The sequence below is a fragment of the Blastococcus colisei genome, from assembly GCF_006717095.1.
In the GTDB taxonomy this organism is placed as follows: Bacteria; Actinomycetota; Actinomycetes; order Mycobacteriales; family Geodermatophilaceae; genus Blastococcus_B; species Blastococcus_B colisei.
The window spans coordinates 195,319-213,450 of the sequence record NZ_VFQE01000002.1 but is presented as its reverse complement, the minus strand read 5'-3'; the positions used below and the strand labels follow the sequence as shown (position 1 = coordinate 213,450).

The window sequence follows — 18,132 nt, the reverse complement described above, 5'->3', positions numbered from 1 at the left end:
GCCAATTCGTCAGGCGGCCAGGGCGAGGTCGAGGCGGGTCAGGTGGCTGGTGCGGGTTCGGTCCAGAGGGTGTCCGTTCCAGTAGGCGCTCAGGCGGATCAGATTGAGCGCGACGGCGGAGAACACGTGTTGCAGCCTGGTTTTGGGCAGGCCGCGGTAGCGGGCGTAGCGCAGGTTGGTGACCGCCAGGCCTTGACCGATGGTGCCCTCGATGCCGGCTCGGGCGGCGTAGCGGGTTCGCCAGTCGAAGGTGCTCTGTTCGGCTCGGGCGGCCTGCTGGGCCTGGTAGACCTCGCGGGGTGGCACGGCGAGCTGGCGGCCGATCCCGTGGGACAGCGTCGAACGGGTGCACTGCTGTCGGACCGGGCAGGGGCGGCAGGTGTCGGCGGTGAATCCAATCTTGATCTTTTCGGTGCCGCGCTGGGCGCGGGTCGGGGTCCACCAGGTGCTGGTCTGACCCTGGGGGCAGCGGGCCTGCCGGGCGTCGAAGTCGAGGGTGAACGCGGTTCGGTCGTAGCCGGTCCCGTCGCGGGCCTGCCGGGACTGGTCGGCGCGCAGCGGACTGACCAGCGTGACGTCCCACCGGCGGGCGGTCTGGAGCACTGCTGCGACCGAGGGATAACCGGAATCGAGCAGATGCTCGCCGGGCAGCAGAGTCCGCTGCGCGAGCGTGGCATGGATCGGCTCGACCATCGCCGAGTCCGGCACCGACGCGTCGGTGGTGGTCACCGAGACGATGAGGTTCGGCCGCTGCCCGACCGTCTCCTCGGGCGGGTGCTGGGCCGGGTGCTGGGCTGGCGGGTCGCAGGTCTCGGTCAGGTGCACCTTGTAGCCGTTCCAGATCAGGTCTGCGCCCTTGGCCGCCCATCGGGCGTCAGGGTCATACGGCGAGCTGATCCGCACTCTGCCCGGCGGGAGACCGTCGGCCGCCTCCCGCATCCTGATCACCTCCCGCCCGCTGGTGTCGGTGCCGAGCACATAGTTCTGCACCAGCACCCGGCGCAGCACATCCACGGCGGGCAGCTCGCGCAGCCAGCCCGGTGCCTGCTCGGCGTACACCGCGCGCAGCAGCCTCAGCGCATCCCGGCCGAAGTCGCCGGCCAGGTCGGCCCGCTTGGCCTTGGAGGCCGGCAGCCGCCAGCTGTCGACCCGGGCGCCGTAGCGGTGCGCCCAGTCGGCGACGTCCACGACGCCGGCCAACCAGCCCGGTGCCGCCGCCGCCAGCGCCTCGACGGCCGCGCGCACGCTCTCCCCGGCCAGCTCCAGCCGGTTGAGGTCGCGCACCGCCGAGATCACGTGCGTGGAGTCGGTGCGCTGACGCCCGCGGGGGGTCACCAGCCCCTCGGCCTTCAACACCTCCAGCAGCAACTCCAACACGCGCTGCTCCAGGTTGTGCGCGAGCACCCGGGCTCGGAACTCCGCCAGCACCGAGGCGTCGAACCCCTCCTCATCCAGCCCCAGCCCCAACGCGTACTTCCACGAGATCTTGTCCCGCACCGCCTCGGCGGCCTGCCGATCGGTCAGGTTCTCAGCCATCTGCAACACCGTGATCAGCGCCAGCCGACCCGGTGACCACCCCGGCCGGCCGCGCACGCCGAACGCCTCGGTGAACTCCCGGTCCGGGAACAACTCACCGAGCCGATCCCGAATCGTCACCGGCAACGGCGACTCCCGCCGCCGATAGGCCGCTCGCACCGCGGCGGCCACCTCCGGTGCCGGCTCCGGCCATGACTGCGGCTGCACACACATCAGCACCACCCCACGGCCGGGAGAACGGGGGAAGACCGGCCGCCGGACCATCAAACCCCGGCCACCTGGCAACACAACACGCCAACCAAGATCACTAGGCCGCGCTGAATTGGCCAGCAGGATCGTCGACCATGAGGGAGGACCCTCGATGATCAGGGAACCTGATCATCGACGCGGCCCCTGGCTCAGGCGGCGACGCGGCGGCGGCCGGCCTTGGGCAGACCCTCGACCTCGGGCGGCTCGAAGCCGGGCCGGTGGAAGCCGCCCTTCACGCCCCGCGCGCCCAGGTGCATGACGAAGGCGAGAACCCGCGCGACGGCGGTGAACAGCTGGGCGGGGACCTCCTGGCCCAGCTCGCACGAGGCGTGCAGGGCACGGGCGAGTGGGATGTCCTGCACCATCGGCACCCGGTTCTCCTCGGCGAGCGCGCGCAGCTTCGCCGCGACCTCGCCGGCGCCCTTGGCCACCACCCGCGGGGCCCCCTTCTGCGGGTCGTACTTCAGCGCCACGGCGACGTGGGTGGGGTTCACCAGCAGGACGTCGGCGTCGGCCACCTCGGCCATCATCCGGTTCCGGGACATCGAGAGCTGGACGCCGCGGCGGTGCGCCTTCATGTACGGGTCGCCCTCGGCCTGCTTGTGCTCCTGCTTGATCTCGTACTGGCTCATCTTGAGCTGCTTCATCATCTTCATGCGGACGACGACGTAGTCGGCGACGGCGAGGACCAGGCCGGTGACGGCGACGACGCGGAACATGAGGATCGCCGAGTCGGTGAACGTGGCGGCCACGGCCGACAGCGGGAGCGCTCCTGCCGAGGCGACCAGCGCCTGCGCGCGGTCGCTGGTGATGATCACGACCACCGCGAGGGCCGAGGTCTTGATCAGCGCCTTGACCGCCTCCCAGATGCCCTGGGTGCCGAACATCCGCTTGATGCCGGGGAAGGGGTTGAGCTTCTTCAGCGTCGGCTTCAACGGCTTGCTCGCGAAGGTGACACCGCCCTGGGCTGCCGCCGCCAGGGTGCCGACGACCATCATCCCCACGGCCATGGGCAGCAGCGTGATCATGAAGACGCTGAGCGCCTCGCCGAGGAGCATCGAGATCTTCTCCGGCCGGGGATCGCTGGCCACCGAGCCGATCTGCACGAACAGCTTCTGCGCCGACTCGAACGCGTTGCCCACGAGCACGGGCAGCAGGACGCTCGCGGCCGCGACGCCCAGCCACGTGCCCAGCTCCTGGGTGCGGGGGATCTGCCCGTCCTTGCGCGCCTTCTTCAGGCGCTGGGGAGTGGGCTTCTCGGTCTTCTCCCCACCGGGACCGTCCTTAGCCACGACTCACCTCCCTCATCCGCTCCGGAGGGAGACCATGGCCCGGCCCGCGTGCTCGAGCAGCGCGTCCAGGGCCGGGGGCAGCAGCGGGAAGGTCAGGCCCAGCATCGTGAGGGTCAGCAGGATCTTGACCGGGAAACCGAAGGCGAAGATGTTCAACGCGGGCGCGGCGCGGCTCAGCAGGGACAGCGCCACGTCGGCCAGCAACAGCACCGCGACCATCGGCCCGGCGATCTGCAGCGCGGCCAGGAACATCATCGAGAACGCGGTCACCAGCACCGCGGCGAGCTGGTCGGTCGGCACGTCCCCGCCGACGGGCAGCCCGACGTAGGAGGTCGCGAATCCCTTGACGATGAGCAGGTGGCCGCCGCTGGTGAACAGCAGCGTGATCGCCAGCAGGTAGTGCAGCCGGCCGATCGAGGAGTTCTGCGTCATCGACAGCGGGTCGTAGGCCGGCTGCAGCGAGAAGCCACCGGTGATGTCGAGCAGGTCACCGGCCATCTGCACGGCCTGGAACAGCACCTGGACGACGAAGCCCAGCGCCGCCCCGATGATCACCTCGGTGACCGCGGCGACCACGAGGAACCCGGCGGTCGGTTCGGGGAGGGTGGGCGCGATCTGGGTGGAGAGCAGCAGGGAGAGCGCCAGCGCGAACGCGGCCTTGACCGGCCCCGGGATGGTGCGCGAGTTGAACGGCGGGGCCAGCAGCACGAAGCCGGTGGCCCGCGCCGTCCCCAGGAGGAGAGCCGCCAGCGTGACTGCCGGGACCGAGAGGTCCATCGCGGCCTCAGGTCCGGTCGAGCAGCGCCGGCAGCTGGTCGAACAGGCTCTGGGTGAAGCTGACCAGCTCGGCGAGCACCCAGTTGCCGGTGACCAGCAGCGCGATCGCCACGGAAATGATCTTGGGCACGAAGGAGAGGGTCTGCTCCTGGATCTGGGTGGCAGCCTGGAACAGCGAGATCAGGAAGCCGACCAGCAGCGCGGTCAGCAGGACCGGGGCCGCGACCTTGGCCGCGACCATCATCGTCTGCGCGGCGATCTGGGTGACATCGGCGTCGCTCACAACAGCTCCTCGCTGGCGCTCGTCGCCGTCGCGAGCGACGCGGTCGGCTCTGTCATCGGTGAACTAGCAAGCTCGTTCACGTCAGCCACTACCCCCGTAGGAACCCACCAGCGCGGTGGTGATCAGCGCCCAGCCGTCGACGACGACGAAGAGCAGCAGCTTGAAGGGCAGCGACACGATGGTCGGCGGCACCATCATCATGCCCATCGCCATCAGCGAGGCGCTGACCAGCATGTCGAGCACCAGGAACGGGATGAAGACGACCAGCCCGATGATGAAGGCGCTCTTGAGTTCCGAGAGCACGAACGCCGGGATGAGCGTGGTCATGCTGACTTCCTGCGGCGTCGCCGGCGCTTCCTCGCCGGAGAGCCCGATCATCAGCTTCAGTTCGTCGTCCCGGGTGTTGCCGAGGAGGAACTCGCGCAGCGGGACGACGCCGGCGTCGTAGGCCTGGGCGACGGTCATGGCGCCGTCCATGTAGGGCCGGAGGGCGACCTCGTTGATGTCGGAGAAGACCGGGCCCATCACGAACAGGGTCAGGAACAGCGCGATGCCGGTGAGCACCTGGTTGGGCGGCGAGGACGGCAGTCCGAGAGCGTTCCGGGTCAACCCCAGCACGACGATGATCTTGGTGAACGACGTGGCCAGCAGCAGCACCGACGGCGCGACGGAGAGCACCGTGATCGCGAGGATGAGCGTGATCGAGCTGCTCGGTGAGCCGTCGCCGATCGAGATGTCCACGTTCCCGTCGCCGGGGACGACCGGCGCGACCGGCGCCGTGGGCGCGACCGGGTCGGTCGGGGCGGCGGAAGCGGGTCCGGCGAGCAGCAGCGCCGCCACGGTGCACAGCACCGAGAACAGCAGCACGAGGGCTGCACGACGACGCATCGCGGGTCCCTCGGGCGCCTGCAGCGGGCGCACCGACGAGGTCATGACTTGCGGACCGTGCGCTCGCGCAGCTGGTTGACGAACATCCCCCAGCCGTTGCGGTCGAACACCGAGCCGGCCAGCGCCGGGCTCGTCGACCGGGCCACCAGGGCGGGCCGGTCCATGACCTGGGTGGCGTCCTCGGCCGCACCGACCACCACGGGCACCCGGCGCTCGCGCAACGCGGCGTCCACCGTGTCGGAGTCGACCTCGGCGAGCAGGGTGACCTGCTCCTCGGTGGCACCGACGACGAGGACGACGTCGCCGATGCGGACGACGTTGACGGTGCTGGTGCGGCCCATGCGCTGCCGGGCCACGACCTCGATCAGGCCGTTGCCCTGCCCGAGACCGCGCTTCTTGGCCACGCGCGCGGCGAAGAGCAGCACGGCGGCGATGAAGGCCAGCGAGAGGACCAGCCGGATGATCATCCACGTCATGCGTTCTGCCCCAGCTCCTGCGCCGCCGCGTCGGTGACGATCTCGCTGATCCGGAGGCCGAAGTCCTCGTCCACGACGACGACCTCGCCGCGGGCGATGAGGGTGCCGTTGACCAGGAGGTCGGCGGGCGCGCTGGCGGCGCGGTCGAGCTCGACCACCTCGCCGGGGTGCAGGGAGAGCAGTTCCTGGACGGTCATCCGCGTGCGGCCGATCTCGACGGTCACCTCCATCGCCACGTGCCGGAGGAGGTCGAGGCTGCCGCGCTGGGTCCGCGCGGTCGGAAGGGTCACCTGCAGGGCGAACGTGGCCTGGTGCTCGGTGCCGGCCATGAGGGGCACCGCGACGAACATGCCCTTGTCGCGCATGCCGTCGAGCGCGGCCACCGGCTCCTCGATGCGCTCGGAGGCGATGCGGACCCGGCCCAGGGTGGCGGCGGCCGCCTCGAGGGCGGGCCGCAGGGCGGCGGCGACGTCCATCCGTCCGACCGGGGAGTTGTTGAGGGCCTCGACGACCTCGGGGGAGACCACCAGGACGATGTCGCCGCTGACCTCGCCGGAGAGGCCGGCCGCGACCGCCGATGCGGCGCCGGGGGGCAGCGGGACGCTGTCCGGGTCGCTGACGGGGGCGCCGGGGACGAGCTCCACCGTGGCCGGGACCAGGGCGGCGGCGGCGCGGGCGGCCGCCGTGACCACCGCGGAGACGGTCTGGGAGTCCTGGGAGGTGTCGGTGCTCATGCTGTGTCCTTCGCGGCGGCGTACGGGGTCGGGACGATGGCGGCGGCAAGTCGGCGCCGGTGGTTGCTGGCGATCGCGTACGCGAACGTCACGTCGTTGGTCGTCACCTCGAGCGGCGCATCGGGCGGGTGGCGCAGCAGCAGGACGTCACCGACGGCGAGGGAGAGCAGATCGGCCGAGGAGACGGTCAGCGGGGCGAACCGGACGCTGACGTCGACCGGCACGAGGTTCACCCTGGCGGCCAGCGCCTCGGCAGCCCGCTTGCGCTTGGCCAGGGCGCTCTCCGACAACTGCGGGGAGGCCGCGTTGTTCAGCGCCTGGGCGAACGAGGAGAAGGGCAGCACGAGCGTGGCCTCGCCCTCGCGGGCGCCGACCGCCATGGAGTAGCTGGCGACCATGACCGTGTCCGAGCCGGACGCCGCCTGCGCGAGCTGCGGGTTGTACTCGAACCCGTTCAGCGCCGGTTGGATCTCGGTGATCGAGGCGAAGGAGGCGGCGAACTCGTCGAGCAGCCGGCCGAGCAGGTGGTTGGTGATGGAGGACTCCATCGCCGTCATCGGCCGGTTCGGCTGCTGGGCCCGACCGGAGCCGCCCAGCATGTGGTCGACGATGGCCATGGCCATGTCCAGCGGGTAGGCCAGCAGGCCCTTGCCGGCCAGCGGTTCCAGCGTGAACGTGGTGATGAAGACAGGGTTGGGGAGCGTCGCCAGGTAGTCGTCGTAGGAGAACTGCTCGATCCCGACCAGCTCGAGGCGGGCACCGGCGCGCAGGAACGTGGTCAGGATGGTCGTCGCCTGGCGGGCGAAGGCCTCCTGCGCGATCTGCAGGACCCGGACGTGTTCACGGGAGAGCTTCGTCGGCCGGCGGAAGTCGTAGGTACGGGGCTCGCCGCGGCGGCTCCGGACGCCGGTACCGCTACCGGGAGCCGCGGGCGCAGTGGTCGCCGGAGGAGTGGCCGGGCGCTCCTGTGCGGGCGCCTCCGCCGGTGACTCCTCGGGGGACTGGGGACCCGCCTCGCTGGGGGCCGGTCCGGTCTCGGGTGAGGTCACGTTCCACCTCATCGGCGGAATCGGGACCGACCCTGACCGGCGGTGATCGGTCGCTCACGGCTGCGGGAGCGGTGTGACTGGTGATGCGTGGCGTGCTCGTCGCGTGACGTCCTCCGGCCACCCGGGTGGGGCCGGAGGACATCGGCGGGGACCTACTGGGTGACGTACTCGGTGTAGTAGATGCCCATGACCATCTGCACGCCGTCCTCGGTGTACGCCTCGATGATCTTCTGCTCCAGTGCCTCCTTGAGCGCGTCGCGGGCACCGGTCACGTCGGCCGGGCTCGCCTGGGAGAACGTGGAGATGATCTGGTCGTAGGCCTTGGCGCCGTCGACGCCGCCGCCGCCGTGGCCGCCACCGGCGGCGGCCACGGTGTAGTCGAGGGTGACCCCGATCTTGAGATAGCCGCCGCCGGCGAGGTTGACCGCCACCGGCTCGAGTGCGGTGTAGCCGCCGTGCTCGGGCGCCGCGGCCTCGGCCTCGCCGGGCGCGGCGAACAGGAAGAAGTACGCCGCCCCGGCTGCGGCGACGAGCAGGACGCCCACGATCATGAGCAGCTTCTTCTTGCCGCCCTTGGCCTCGGCCTCGTCGGTCTCGGCGCTCTTGTCCTTGCTCATGGTGTTGCCTCCTGCTGGGTGGCCTGGTGAGTTGCATCGATGCCCGGCAGCAGCGCGTTGGCCTCTGCCGAGGCGGTGGACAGGACGACGATGTCGACACGTCGGTTGACCGAGAGGGCGTTCGGATCGGACTCCGGCACCAGGGGGCGCGTGGAGGAGTAGCCCGTCGCCGACATCCGTGGTTCGGGGACGCCGCCTCCGGCGAGGTAGCGCAGCACGGTGCTGGCCCGGTAGCCGGAGAGCTCCCAGTTGGAGGGCCACCGTCCTCCGGCGGTGACCGGCAGGTGGTTGGCGTGCCCCTCGACGCGCAGCACGTTGGGCAGCCCGACCAGAGCCGGGGCGGCGGCGTCCAGGATCTGCCGGCCCTCGGGCCGAAGGTCGGCCTGCTCGGCGTCGAAGAGCACCTCGTCGGCGACGATGTGCACGACCAGGCCGCGCTCGTCGATCTCGAAGCGCGCCGCATCCGCGTAGCCGGCGGCCGCCAGCGCCGCGGCGATCCTGTCCCGGGCGGCCGCGAGGTCGTCGTAGGCCCTGGCCGCCTCGGCGGCGACCCGCTGGGCCCGCTCGGCCGCGGCCGCGGCCGCCGCCGCGTCGACCTGGGCCTGCTGGACCGCGGGGTCCGGGGGGATCGCCGAGGCGATGTCGATGGCGCCGGGGAGCCCCTCGAGCACCGAGCTCTCGGGGGTCGGCCCGGGGAGGGCCGTGATGGGTCCGCCGAAGCTCTCGGAGAGCCCGCTGGCCAGGGCGGCGAACTTCGACTTGTCCACCTGGCTCATCGCGTACAGCACGATGAAGAGGACGAGCAGCAGCGTCATCATGTCCGCGTAGGACACCATCCACCGCTCGTGGTTCTCGTGCTCCTCCTCCTCGTGCTTCTTGGCGCGTCGGCGGCCGGGATGCGGCGCCGAACTCATGCCGCCTCCCGCTCGACCTCGCTCGGCGGGATGAGCGAGCTGAGCTTCTGGCGGACCGCGCGCGGGCTGGTGCCCGCCTGGATCTCGGTGATGCCCTCGACCAGCAGCTCCATCTGCGCGGCCTGCAGCTCGCTGACGCGCAGGATCTTGGCCCCCATGGGCAGGAACCAGAAGTTCGCGGCCATCACGCCCCACAGGGTGGCGACGAACGCCGCGGCGATCATCGGGCCCAGCGACTCGGGGTCGCTGAGGTTGCCCATGACGTTGATGAGCCCGACGATGCAGCCCACGATGCCGATGGTCGGGGCGTAGCCGCCCATCTGGTTGAAGAACTTCGCCGCCACCTTGTCCTCGGACTTCTTCGCCGAGATCTCGCCCTCGAGGACGGCGCGCAGCTCCTCGGGGTCGGTGCCGTCGATGCCCATCTGCAGGCCGCGTCGCAGGAAGGGGTCGTCGATGCTCTTGACCTGCGCCTCCAGCGCGAGGAGTCCCTCCTTGCGGGCCTTCTCCGCGAGGCTGACCAGCGTCTGGATCTGCGCTCCCGCCTTGGGCACCCTCGCCGGCATCGCCGCCATCTTGAACCAGGCGGGGATCTTCTTGAGGTCGTCCATCGTGAAGCTCGACGCCGCGGCGCCGAACGTGGCGAGGATGACGAGGATGATCGCCGGCAGGAAGAGCAGCGACATCGGGTCCGCGCCCTCCATCACCATGAAGACGAGCAGCGCGACGAGTGAGATGACGAACCCGATCAGGGTGGCCGGATCCATGGGTCAGCGCTCCTCTCGGCTCGGGAACGGCACGACCGAGGAGTCGCCGGTCACGCTGTCGCGCTGGGGTGCGCGGTACTCGCCGCGGTCCATCTCGTAGGAGGTGGCGAGGATGCCGGCGCGGTACTCGCGAATCTCGCGGAGCACCTCGTCCACGGACTCCTTGACCACGTACTTGGTGCCGTCCACCAGGAAGGCGACCGTGTCGGGGTGCGCCTCCACCCGCTCGATCAGGTCGGGGTTGAGCGCGAACTGCTCACCGTTCAGGCGCGTCACACGGATCACGGTTCGGTCCTCTTGCTCGGTGGGGGCGGGTGGGTGGCGGGAACAGCGGGCGGGAACAGCACTCTTCTCATCGGCTCACCTGGGCCTTTCCTTGAGCCGAATGCCCCGCGGGGACGACGGCGGAGGCCCGGGATGCCGCGGAAAGGCAGGTGGCCCGGCCACCCCCGAGGAGTGACCGGGCCACCCGGTCCGGCGATCGGTGCAGAAGGCCGGAGGAGCAGTCCAGCTCTCGCCGTCGAGACCTGGACCTGTGACGTCAGCGCTTGAGGTTGACCAGGTCCTGCAGGATCTCGTCGGAGCTGGTGATGACGCGGCTGTTGGCCTGGAAACCGCGCTGGGCCACGATCAGGCCGGTGAACTCCTCGGCGAGGTCGACGTTCGACATCTCCAGTGCGCCCGAAACCAGATCGCCGCGGCCACCGACACCGGCGAGGCCGATGGCCGCTGCACCCGAGTTGTCCCCGACCCGGAAGGAGGAGCTGCCGGCCTTCTCCAGCCCGCTGGGGTTGTTGAACGAGGCGACCGCCAGCTGGCCCAGCGCCTGGCGCAGGCCGTTCGAGTAGACCCCGGTGATCGTGCCGTCGTTGCTCAGTCCGAACGACTGCAGGCTGCCCATGGCGAAGCCGTCCTGACCGTCGGCCTTGACGTCGCTCTTGCCACCCAGCTGCGTCACGTCGGCCAGGTCGATGTCCAGGTCCCCGGTCCAGCTCGGGTTGGCCAGGCCGGCGAGGGGGACGGTCACCGTGTCGGCGGAGGCCAGCGTGCCGTCGGCGTTGAAGGTGACGGGCGCGGTGCCGAGCGTGGTGACGACCGGCGGCTCGGCGTTGCTGGTGTGCGCGACGGACAGCGTCCAGGCGTTCACCGCCGGCGCGGGATCCTTGGTGAACGTGTAGGAGATGTTCTGCGCGACGCCGAGTTCGTCGTACATCGTGACCGCCGTCTGCACCGGGGCGCCACCTTCCGCGGACAGGTTGCCCGCGACCTTGCCGCTGGTGCTGGCCACCGGGTTCACGATCTGGCCGTAGGGGACCGACAGGTCGACGACCGGGCCGTTGGGGTTCACCTCTCCGTTCGCGCCCGCCATCCATCCCCTCAGGACCGAGCCGTCGGGCGTGACCAGCTTGCCGGTGGCGTCGAAGTCGAAGGAGCCGGCGCGGGTGAACAGCTGCTCGCCACCGGCGCCACGGGTCACGAAGAAGCCGTCGCCCTCGATCATGAAGTCGGTGGAGCGGCCGGTGGACTGGGTCGCACCCTGGGTCCAGTTCGTGGTGATGGCGGCGACCTTGGCGCCCAGCCCCACCTGCGCCGGGTTCGTGCCACCCCGGTCCTCGGCGGGGGCGCCGCCGGCGCGGATGATCTGGGACAGCGTGTCCTGGAAGACGGTCTGGCTGCTCTTGAAGCCGACGGTGTTGACGTTGGCGATGTTGTTGCCGGTGACGTCCATCTTGGTCTGGTGGGCCTTGAGGCCGGAGATGGCCGAGAACATCGAACGAAGCATGGGGAGGAGCTCCTCAGGTGGTGGTCCGCCGGACGGCGGGTCAGTCGGTGGGGTCGGGGCGATCAGGACGCCGTGGTCTCCGCGATCTCGGTGAGTCGGCCGACGGGGATGGGGACGCCGTCGATGACGGCGACGGCCTCGCTGCCGCGGCTGGCGAGACGGACCGAGGAGACGAGGCCCGTCCGGGACTCGCCCGCTTCGTCGGTGTAGGTGGCGGTCCGCCCGACGAGGGCGCCGGCCGTGGCGGACTCCTGGAGGACCAGCAGCGATGCGTTCTGGTTGACCAGCTGCTCCAGCTTCTCGACCTGGCTGAAGACGGCCGTCTGGGACATCATCTGGCTGCTGTCGACCGGGTTTCCCGGGTCCTGGTACCGCATCTGGGCGACCAGCAGCTGCAGGAAGACGTCCTTGCCCATCTGGTCCGGACGGTCGACCGTGGAGGAGGCGGGGGTGTAGTAGGTCCCCGCTGTCCCCGTCACGCCTGGGGTGGTCATCGGTCGGTCACTCCTTCGCTCAGACGCGCAGGTCCACGCCGGACGACGTGGATCGCTGGGAACTCGGGGTCGGTCCGCTGACTGCGGTATCGGCAGGGACGCCCCATGGTCGTGACCGGTCGCCCGGCTCCTGGCCCCGGTCCTGCTGGTGGCCGCGCTGCCCGAACGCCTGCTGTTCGGCCTGCTGCTGGGCGTGGCGGGAGAGCCAGGACCCGCCGGTGTCCCGGTCGACCTCCAGCCGCGAGGGGTTCAGGCCGGCGGCCTCGAGGTCCCGCCGCAGGTCGGGCAGTCCGTCGAGGAGCGCGGCCCGGCCGAGCTCGTGGGCGCCGCGGAGGGTGAGGTCGACGGCTCCCTTCGTCAACGTGACCGAGACCTCGACCGGGCCCAGGTTCTCGGGGGTGAGGACGAGGGTCATGGTCTGAGCGCCGTCGGGTCCGCGACCGAGCACGGCGACCTGGCGGGCGACCTGGGAGCCGACGGGCATGGCCGCCGCCGCGCCGGTCGCGCCGGAGACGGCAGCCGGAGCTCCGGCCGCCGGTGCGGGGCCCGTGCCCGAGGCGAGCGGGGTCACGTCGGCCGAGCCGTCCCCGGTGGGCGTGCCCGGGTTCCCGGACCCGCTGCCGGGGTTCCCGGCGCCGGACGAGAGGGCCCCGCCGGAACCCGCCGCAGCGATGGGGGCGACCGGGGTGCCGGTAGCGGTGGCGACCGGAGCGGCTTCCCCGCCGGACGAGGTTCCCGGTGCCGCACCGGTGGCCGGGACCGGTACGACGACCGGGGCGGCTGCCGCGGTCGCCCCGGCGGACGGGACGGTGGCGGTCGGAACGGGGACGGCGGGCACCGCAGGAGATGCCGCGTCGGTCGTGGAGGGCACGGGTGCCGCGGCCGGCTGGGTGCTCGGCGCGGTCGTGAGCAGCGGCGTCGTCGAGGTGCCGGGCTGCGCCACCTCGGCGGTGATGGCGAGACCGGCCGGCGCGGCAGCGGCTGCTGGTGCGGAACCGGGGGCGGTGGCCGGAGCCGACGCCGCCGGGGTCGCGCCCGGGGTGGACCCCGCAGCGACCGGGACGAGGGGAGGGGGGACGGCCGCGTCCGCGTCCGTCGCGCCCGTCGGTGCGGGAGCGGTGACCGTCGGGACGGCGACGTCGCCGGTGGTGGTCGCCACGACCTCGCCCTGGGCGGCCGTGGTCTGCGGGACGCCGAGGGCCATCGCCCAGAAGGTCGGGATCCCGGCCGAGGCCGTGTTCGCGGCGGTCTCGCCGCCGCCCCCGGGCACCTCGATGGCGGCACCCGCGGTGTCGGCGGAGGCCGCCTCGCCGGTGGCGTCAGGGATGCGGGCCTCGGCGCTCGCCCCGGCGTCCGCTGCCCGGTCGACAGCGCGGTCCGTCCTCTCCGCAGCCCGGTCCGCCGGGGAATCGCGCTGATCGGCCCGGTCGGCCCGCTCGGCGGCGCGCGCCCGCGCCGCGGCGGCCCGCGCGCCGGCCTCCGCGGCACGGTCGTACGCCTGGGCCGCGCGGTCCTCCGGAGTGCTGCGACGCTCGGTCGAGCGCTGGGAGCCGCCCCGCGACCGGTCCGCGGCCAGGGCGTCGTCGAGTGCGGACGCGAACGGCGCAGCACCGGACGAGCCGCGCACGTCCACCCCGCCCGCCGTTCGCGCCCGGGTCGTGCTCGCGGCCGAGTGGATGGGAAGAGATGTCATCGGTAGGCCTCCGCCTTGCTCATCACCGCGCGCACGTAGTTCTGGGTCTCGGGATAGGGCGGGATGCCACCGTGGCGGGAGACCGTGCCCGGCCCCGCGTTGTAGGCGGCCAGGGCCAGTTCGGTGGAGCCGAACTGCTTGGTCAGGCTGCTCAGGTAGCGCGCGGCGCCGTCGATCGCCGACGTCGGGTCCAGCGCGTTCACCCCCAGGCCACTGGCGGTCGCCGGCATGAACTGCATGAGGCCCTGCGCACCCGCCGGGGAGACCGCCGAGGCGTTGAAGCTCGACTCCTTCGACGCCACGGCCGCGAGCAGTGAGGGGTCCACCCCGTGCCGGGCGCCGGCCCGGGTGAACAGGTCGGCGTAGGGCACTCCGGCGAGCGCGCCACCGGCGGGCATGGCCGGGACGCCGGCGCTCTGCGCGGGCAGCACGCGACGGATCACCGTCGGGCTGCCCACGTCCTGCACCTTCACGACCTCGCCGGCCTGAGGGGCGGCGATCATCTTCCCGTTGCCGATGTAGACGCCGACGTGATCGATGCCGGCCCGCGACGAGGAGTGGTCGAAGAACACCAGGTCGCCCGGGCGGGCCTCGGCGAGGGAGGCCACGGCCTGGCCGCTGGTCGCCTGCTGCGAGGACGTCCGGGGGAGCTCGATGCCGAGGTTCTCGTAGATCAGCTGGGTGAAGCCGGAGCAGTCCAGGCCCTTGCTGGGGTCGGTGCCACCCCACAGGTAGGGCACCCCCAGGTACTTCTGCGCCTCCGCCACGACGGCGCTCTCCGAAGCGGTCGCTCCCGCGCCGGAGAAGGTCGCGCTGCTCGTCCCGGTGAGACCGGCGGCAGCGGCGGCGCTCGCCCAGTTGGCCGACGTCGACGCGGGGCGGTGCACGAACCGGCCCTGGATCTCGCTGATCCGGGCCTGCACCTGGGTCACACCCTCCACGGCACCTCCCCGGTCTCGTGTTCCTGCTCCGTGTCCTCGGCACTGTCATCGGCAGGCTGGGCGGCCGACCGTCCCGCGCGGCCGGTCACGAGGTCGTCGACGGCCCGTTCCTCGGCGGCGTCCTCGGCGTGCCGGAGCGCGGCCATGTGGCGCTCGCGGAGCCGTTCCATGCCCTTGGTCCGCTGCGCGGCCGCGGTCCAGCGGGCACGCACCAGCTCCGACTGTTCGGCGGAGGCGGTCGCGAGGGCACGGGCGTCCGAGGCGTTGGTGGCCGCGGTGCGCAGCATCGTCATGGCGGCGAGGAACTGGCCGACGGGTAGCGACCGGGGGAGGACCGCGGTCGCCAGCACCGTCTCGTACTCGGTGGCCCGGCGGTCGGCGTCGGCCGCGGTGCTCGCCGCATCCGCTGCGGCCGCCGCGGCGGCCCGCTCCTCCGTGCGGCGCAGCTCGAGGACCGGCTGCAGCCGGAACGTCGCGCGCTTCATGCGCTCCTCACGATGCGCTGCAGCCAGCCCCAGGCCTCCTCCGCCGGGGTGGACTCACCCATGGGCTGCTGGAGGAAGGCCTCGATGGTGGGGGCGAGCGCGCGGGCCCGGTCGACGAGCGGATCGCTGCCGGCCTGGTAGGCGCCGATCTCGATGAGCTCGCGGACGTCGCGCAGGGCGCCCATCAGCCGGCGGATCTCCCGGGCGTCGGCCATCTGCTCCGGCGGGACGACCGCCGTCGCCACCCGGGAGATGGACTCCAGCACGTCGATGGCGGGGAAGTGGCCGGTCGTGGCGAGTGTGCGGGTGAGCACGATGTGCCCGTCGAGGATCGAGCGGGCGGTGTCGGCGATCGGCTCGTTGTGGTCGTCACCCTCCACCAGCACGGTGTAGAGGCCGGTGATGGAGCCGGTGACGCCGGTCCCGGCCTTCTCCAGCAGCTGCGGCATCATCGCGAAGACGCTCGGCGGGTAGCCGCGCGTCGCCGGGGGCTCGCCCGCCGACAGGCCGACCTCGCGCTGGGCCATGGCGGTGCGGGTGATCGAGTCCATGAGCAGCAGGACGTCGCGGCCCTCGTCACGGAACGACTCGGCGATGCGGGTGGCCACGAAGGCCGCCTTCAGCCGCACCAGCGGCGGCTCATCGGACGTGGCGACGACGACGACGGTGCGCGCCATCCCCTCCGCGCCGAGGTTCTCCTCGAGGAACTCGCGCACCTCGCGGCCACGCTCGCCGATCAGTCCGATGACCCGGACGTCGGCGTCGGTGCCGCGGGTGATCTGGGCCAGCAGGCTGGACTTGCCGACGCCGGAGCCGGCGAAGATGCCCAGGCGCTGACCCTTGCCGCAGGGCACCAGGGTATCCAGCGCCCGGACGCCGAAGGTCAGCGGCTCCTCGACGCGGGTGCGGGACAGCGCGTGTGGCGTCTCGCTGGAGAGGTCGACGAAGGAGACGCGGGAGTCCAGCGGCGGGCCGCCGTCCACGGGCCGGCCGAGGCCGTCGAGGACCCGGCCCAGCAGCGCCTCGCCGACCGGCACCTGCAGCGGCATGCCCGTCGCGCGCACCGGCGCGCCCGCGTGGACCCCGGACAAGGTGCCGAGCGGCATGCAGGTGAGCCGGTCGCGACCCACGGCGACCACTTCGGCCAGCAGCGGCCGGTACCCGGGGTTGACCTCCACGAGATCGCCGACGGCCGCGCGGATGCCGTCGACGCTCAGGGTCAGGCCCATGGCGCCGGCGACCGAGCCGGTCACCTGCGGGCGGGCGGCGGCCCGGGCGCGGGTGAGCACGGTGGCCGGGAACATCGCAGGGGCGGCGGGTGGCGTCATGTGCTGAGCACCGCCTGGACGCGCTCGAGCGCGGCGCCGAGCTGGGCGTCGATCCGCCGGGGGCCGGTCTCGGCGACGGCGCCGGCCCGCTCGATGGACGGGTCGCCGATCACCCGGACCGTGTCCGGCAGCTCGGCGAGGACCTCGGCCGGGAGCTCGCCCAGGTCGTCGGGGTGGACGCGCACCACGACCGGAGCATCGGCCGGTACCAGCGCGAGGGCGCGCCGGACGGCGTCCAGGACGGGGGAGTCGGCCAGGGCCAGCTCGCGGCCGAGCAGGTCCTCCACCAGCGTGAGCACGGTGCCGAGCACGGTTTCGCGGATCTCGTCCGCCGTCGGCACACCCGCCTCCTCGAGGCGTGCGGCGGCCGCGGCGAGGGCGGCGGTCGCCGACGCCATCCGTCGCTCCCACCGGGCCTGCACGTCGGCCAGCCGCTCGGCGGCGACCCGCTCGGTCTCCGCGACGACAGCAGCCGCCGCCGTCATGCCCTCGGCGTGGCCGGCCGTGAAGCCCTCGGCGTGCGCGTGCTGCCGCAGCCGCGCCAGCTCCTCGGCGTAGACGTCGCCGAGCCGGAACGAGGGCCCGCTGCCGACGACCGGGAGGTCGGCAGCACGCCGGATGGTCGACCGCCGCTCGATGGTCTGCTCCGGACGTTGGACCGGGGTCGACTGGTGGTGAGGTTCCCGGGGCGCGTCCCGATAGGGGGTGGCCCGCTGCGCGCTGTCGCCGCGCAGCAGGACGCCCTCACGCGACGAACTCATCGTCCTGTCCCCGCGTCAGCGTCAGGACACCCTGCTCCTCGAGCGTGCGGATGATCCCGACGACCTTGGCCTGCGCCTCCTCGACGGTGCGGGTGCGGACCGGGCCGAGCAGCTCGATCTCCTCGTTGAGGTTCTCGGCAGCGCGCTCGGAGAGGTTCCGGACCACCTTGTCGCGGACGTCGGGTCGCACGCCCTTGAGCGCGGTCGCCAGGTCGTTGGCCTCGACCTCGCGCAGCACCTGCTGCAGAGAGCGGTCGTCGATCGTGACGATGTCCTCGAAGACGAACATCTGGTCTCGGACCTGCGCGGCGAGCTCCGGGTCGGTGGTGTCCAGCCATTCCAGGATCGACCGCTCGGTGGGGCGCGGCGAGCGGTTGATGATCTCCACGAGGGTCTCGACCCCACCCACGGTGGTCATGTCCTGGTGCGCCAGGAGCGAGCCCATCCGGCGGCCGAGCTCCTCCTCGACGAGGCGGACCATCTCCGGCGACGTCCGGTCCATCGTGGCGATCCGGTGGGCCACCTCGGCCTGCTGCTCGGGCGCGAACCCGGAGAGGACCTCGGCCGACTGGGCAGCCGTGAGGTGGGCGAGGACCAGCGCGATGATCTGGGCGTGCTCGTCCTTGAGGAAGGTGACGAGCTGCCGGACGTCGGCATTGCGCAGCGAGGCGAACGGCACTTCGGTGTAGACGACGTTCAGCCGGGACAGGATGCCCTCGGCCTTGTCCTCGCCCAGGCCGGCGGCCAGGATCTCCCGGGCGAAGTCGACGCCGCCGCGGCCGATGAAGTGCTGGGCGGTCATGAGGCTGTGGAACTCGCTCATGACGCCGTCGACGTCCTCGGCCTCCACCGAGCCCAGCCGCATCAGCTCGCGGGTGAGCGACTCCACCTCGCGGGGGCGGAGCTGCGTCAGTAGCGCGCCGGCCTCCTCCTTGGACATCTGGGCGAGGAAGATCGCGGCCTTGCGCAGGCCGGGGAGCTCGGCGCGCGACGTCTCCGGGACGGCGGGAAGGTTGGCCGCCCCGCCCAGGAGCTGCTCCATACCAGCCAGCGTCATGACCGCTC

The 18,132-nt window shown here is 72.1% G+C and carries 20 protein-coding genes; all 20 read right to left on the bottom strand.

Annotated features, from left to right (window positions below; genetic code table 11):
- Positions 1-9: 9 nt before the first annotated feature.
- The 20 genes from FHU33_RS20510 to fliG all read right to left on the bottom strand — a co-directional run bounded on the left by FHU33_RS20510 (position 10) and on the right by fliG (position 18,124).
- Complete coding sequence (locus FHU33_RS20510) at positions 10-1,749, bottom strand: IS1182 family transposase (RefSeq protein ID WP_142024161.1); 1,740 nt, start codon at positions 1,747-1,749, stop codon at positions 10-12.
- Positions 1,750-1,934: 185 nt separating this feature from the next.
- On the bottom strand, positions 1,935-3,077 hold the full coding sequence (locus tag FHU33_RS20505) for an EscU/YscU/HrcU family type III secretion system export apparatus switch protein (RefSeq protein ID WP_142027466.1): 1,143 nt from the start codon (positions 3,075-3,077) through the stop codon (positions 1,935-1,937).
- A 12-nt stretch (positions 3,078-3,089) separates the two neighbouring features.
- A complete protein-coding gene (gene fliR, locus FHU33_RS20500) occupies positions 3,090-3,854 on the bottom strand; it encodes a flagellar biosynthetic protein FliR (RefSeq protein ID WP_142027465.1) in 765 nt (254 codons plus the stop codon).
- Between the two features lie 7 nt (positions 3,855-3,861).
- Entirely contained in the window at positions 3,862-4,137 is a 276-nt protein-coding gene (fliQ, locus tag FHU33_RS20495) for a flagellar biosynthesis protein FliQ (protein ID WP_142027464.1), read from the bottom strand.
- A gap of 81 nt (positions 4,138-4,218) precedes the next feature.
- The gene (gene fliP / locus FHU33_RS20490; RefSeq protein WP_142027463.1) at positions 4,219-5,070 is read right to left on the bottom strand and encodes a flagellar type III secretion system pore protein FliP; all 852 of its coding nucleotides are present in this window, start codon (positions 5,068-5,070) and stop codon (positions 4,219-4,221) included.
- A complete protein-coding gene (locus FHU33_RS20485) occupies positions 5,067-5,501 on the bottom strand; it encodes a FliO/MopB family protein (protein ID WP_142027462.1) in 435 nt (144 codons plus the stop codon). Before FHU33_RS20485 ends, fliP begins: the two co-directional genes overlap by 4 nt.
- Positions 5,498-6,235 carry a flagellar motor switch protein FliN gene (gene fliN, locus FHU33_RS20480; protein WP_142027461.1) on the bottom strand — a complete coding sequence of 246 codons (738 nt, stop codon included), beginning with the start codon at positions 6,233-6,235 and terminating at the stop codon, positions 5,498-5,500. The genes FHU33_RS20485 and fliN overlap by 4 nt, the downstream gene beginning before the upstream one ends.
- Complete coding sequence (locus tag FHU33_RS20475) at positions 6,232-7,284, bottom strand: flagellar motor switch protein FliM (RefSeq protein ID WP_246064044.1); 1,053 nt, start codon at positions 7,282-7,284, stop codon at positions 6,232-6,234. The genes fliN and FHU33_RS20475 overlap by 4 nt, the downstream gene beginning before the upstream one ends.
- Positions 7,285-7,436: 152 nt before the next feature.
- Positions 7,437-7,901 carry a flagellar basal body-associated FliL family protein gene (locus FHU33_RS20470; RefSeq protein ID WP_142027459.1) on the bottom strand — a complete coding sequence of 155 codons (465 nt, stop codon included), beginning with the start codon at positions 7,899-7,901 and terminating at the stop codon, positions 7,437-7,439.
- Positions 7,898-8,815: an OmpA/MotB family protein gene (locus FHU33_RS20465; protein ID WP_142027458.1), complete on the bottom strand. Its 918-nt coding sequence runs from the start codon at positions 8,813-8,815 to the stop codon at positions 7,898-7,900. Before FHU33_RS20465 ends, FHU33_RS20470 begins: the two co-directional genes overlap by 4 nt.
- The gene (locus tag FHU33_RS20460; protein ID WP_142027457.1) at positions 8,812-9,582 is read right to left on the bottom strand and encodes a motility protein A; all 771 of its coding nucleotides are present in this window, start codon (positions 9,580-9,582) and stop codon (positions 8,812-8,814) included. Before FHU33_RS20460 ends, FHU33_RS20465 begins: the two co-directional genes overlap by 4 nt.
- Positions 9,583-9,585: 3 nt before the next feature.
- Positions 9,586-9,867 carry a flagellar FlbD family protein gene (locus tag FHU33_RS20455; protein ID WP_142027456.1) on the bottom strand — a complete coding sequence of 94 codons (282 nt, stop codon included), beginning with the start codon at positions 9,865-9,867 and terminating at the stop codon, positions 9,586-9,588.
- 256 nt (positions 9,868-10,123) lie between these two features.
- On the bottom strand, positions 10,124-11,365 hold the full coding sequence (locus FHU33_RS20450) for a flagellar hook protein FlgE (protein WP_142027455.1): 1,242 nt from the start codon (positions 11,363-11,365) through the stop codon (positions 10,124-10,126).
- Between the two features lie 62 nt (positions 11,366-11,427).
- Entirely contained in the window at positions 11,428-11,859 is a 432-nt protein-coding gene (locus FHU33_RS20445; RefSeq protein ID WP_142027454.1) for a flagellar hook assembly protein FlgD, read from the bottom strand.
- Positions 11,860-11,878: 19 nt separating this feature from the next.
- Positions 11,879-13,552, bottom strand: a complete 1,674-nt coding sequence (locus FHU33_RS20440; protein WP_142027453.1) for a flagellar hook-length control protein FliK — start codon at positions 13,550-13,552, stop codon at positions 11,879-11,881.
- Positions 13,549-14,493, bottom strand: coding sequence for a lytic transglycosylase domain-containing protein (locus FHU33_RS20435; protein WP_142027452.1), 945 nt, complete (start codon positions 14,491-14,493; stop codon positions 13,549-13,551). Before FHU33_RS20435 ends, FHU33_RS20440 begins: the two co-directional genes overlap by 4 nt.
- Complete coding sequence (locus FHU33_RS20430) at positions 14,481-14,978, bottom strand: flagellar FliJ family protein (RefSeq protein ID WP_142027451.1); 498 nt, start codon at positions 14,976-14,978, stop codon at positions 14,481-14,483. The genes FHU33_RS20435 and FHU33_RS20430 overlap by 13 nt, the downstream gene beginning before the upstream one ends.
- Positions 14,975-16,306 carry a FliI/YscN family ATPase gene (locus FHU33_RS20425; RefSeq protein WP_246064042.1) on the bottom strand — a complete coding sequence of 444 codons (1,332 nt, stop codon included), beginning with the start codon at positions 16,304-16,306 and terminating at the stop codon, positions 14,975-14,977. The genes FHU33_RS20430 and FHU33_RS20425 overlap by 4 nt, the downstream gene beginning before the upstream one ends.
- The gene (locus FHU33_RS20420) at positions 16,303-17,067 is read right to left on the bottom strand and encodes a FliH/SctL family protein (protein WP_142027450.1); all 765 of its coding nucleotides are present in this window, start codon (positions 17,065-17,067) and stop codon (positions 16,303-16,305) included. Before FHU33_RS20420 ends, FHU33_RS20425 begins: the two co-directional genes overlap by 4 nt.
- Positions 17,051-18,124, bottom strand: a complete 1,074-nt coding sequence (gene fliG, locus FHU33_RS20415; RefSeq protein WP_142027449.1) for a flagellar motor switch protein FliG — start codon at positions 18,122-18,124, stop codon at positions 17,051-17,053. Before fliG ends, FHU33_RS20420 begins: the two co-directional genes overlap by 17 nt.
- Positions 18,125-18,132: the final 8 nt, after the last annotated feature.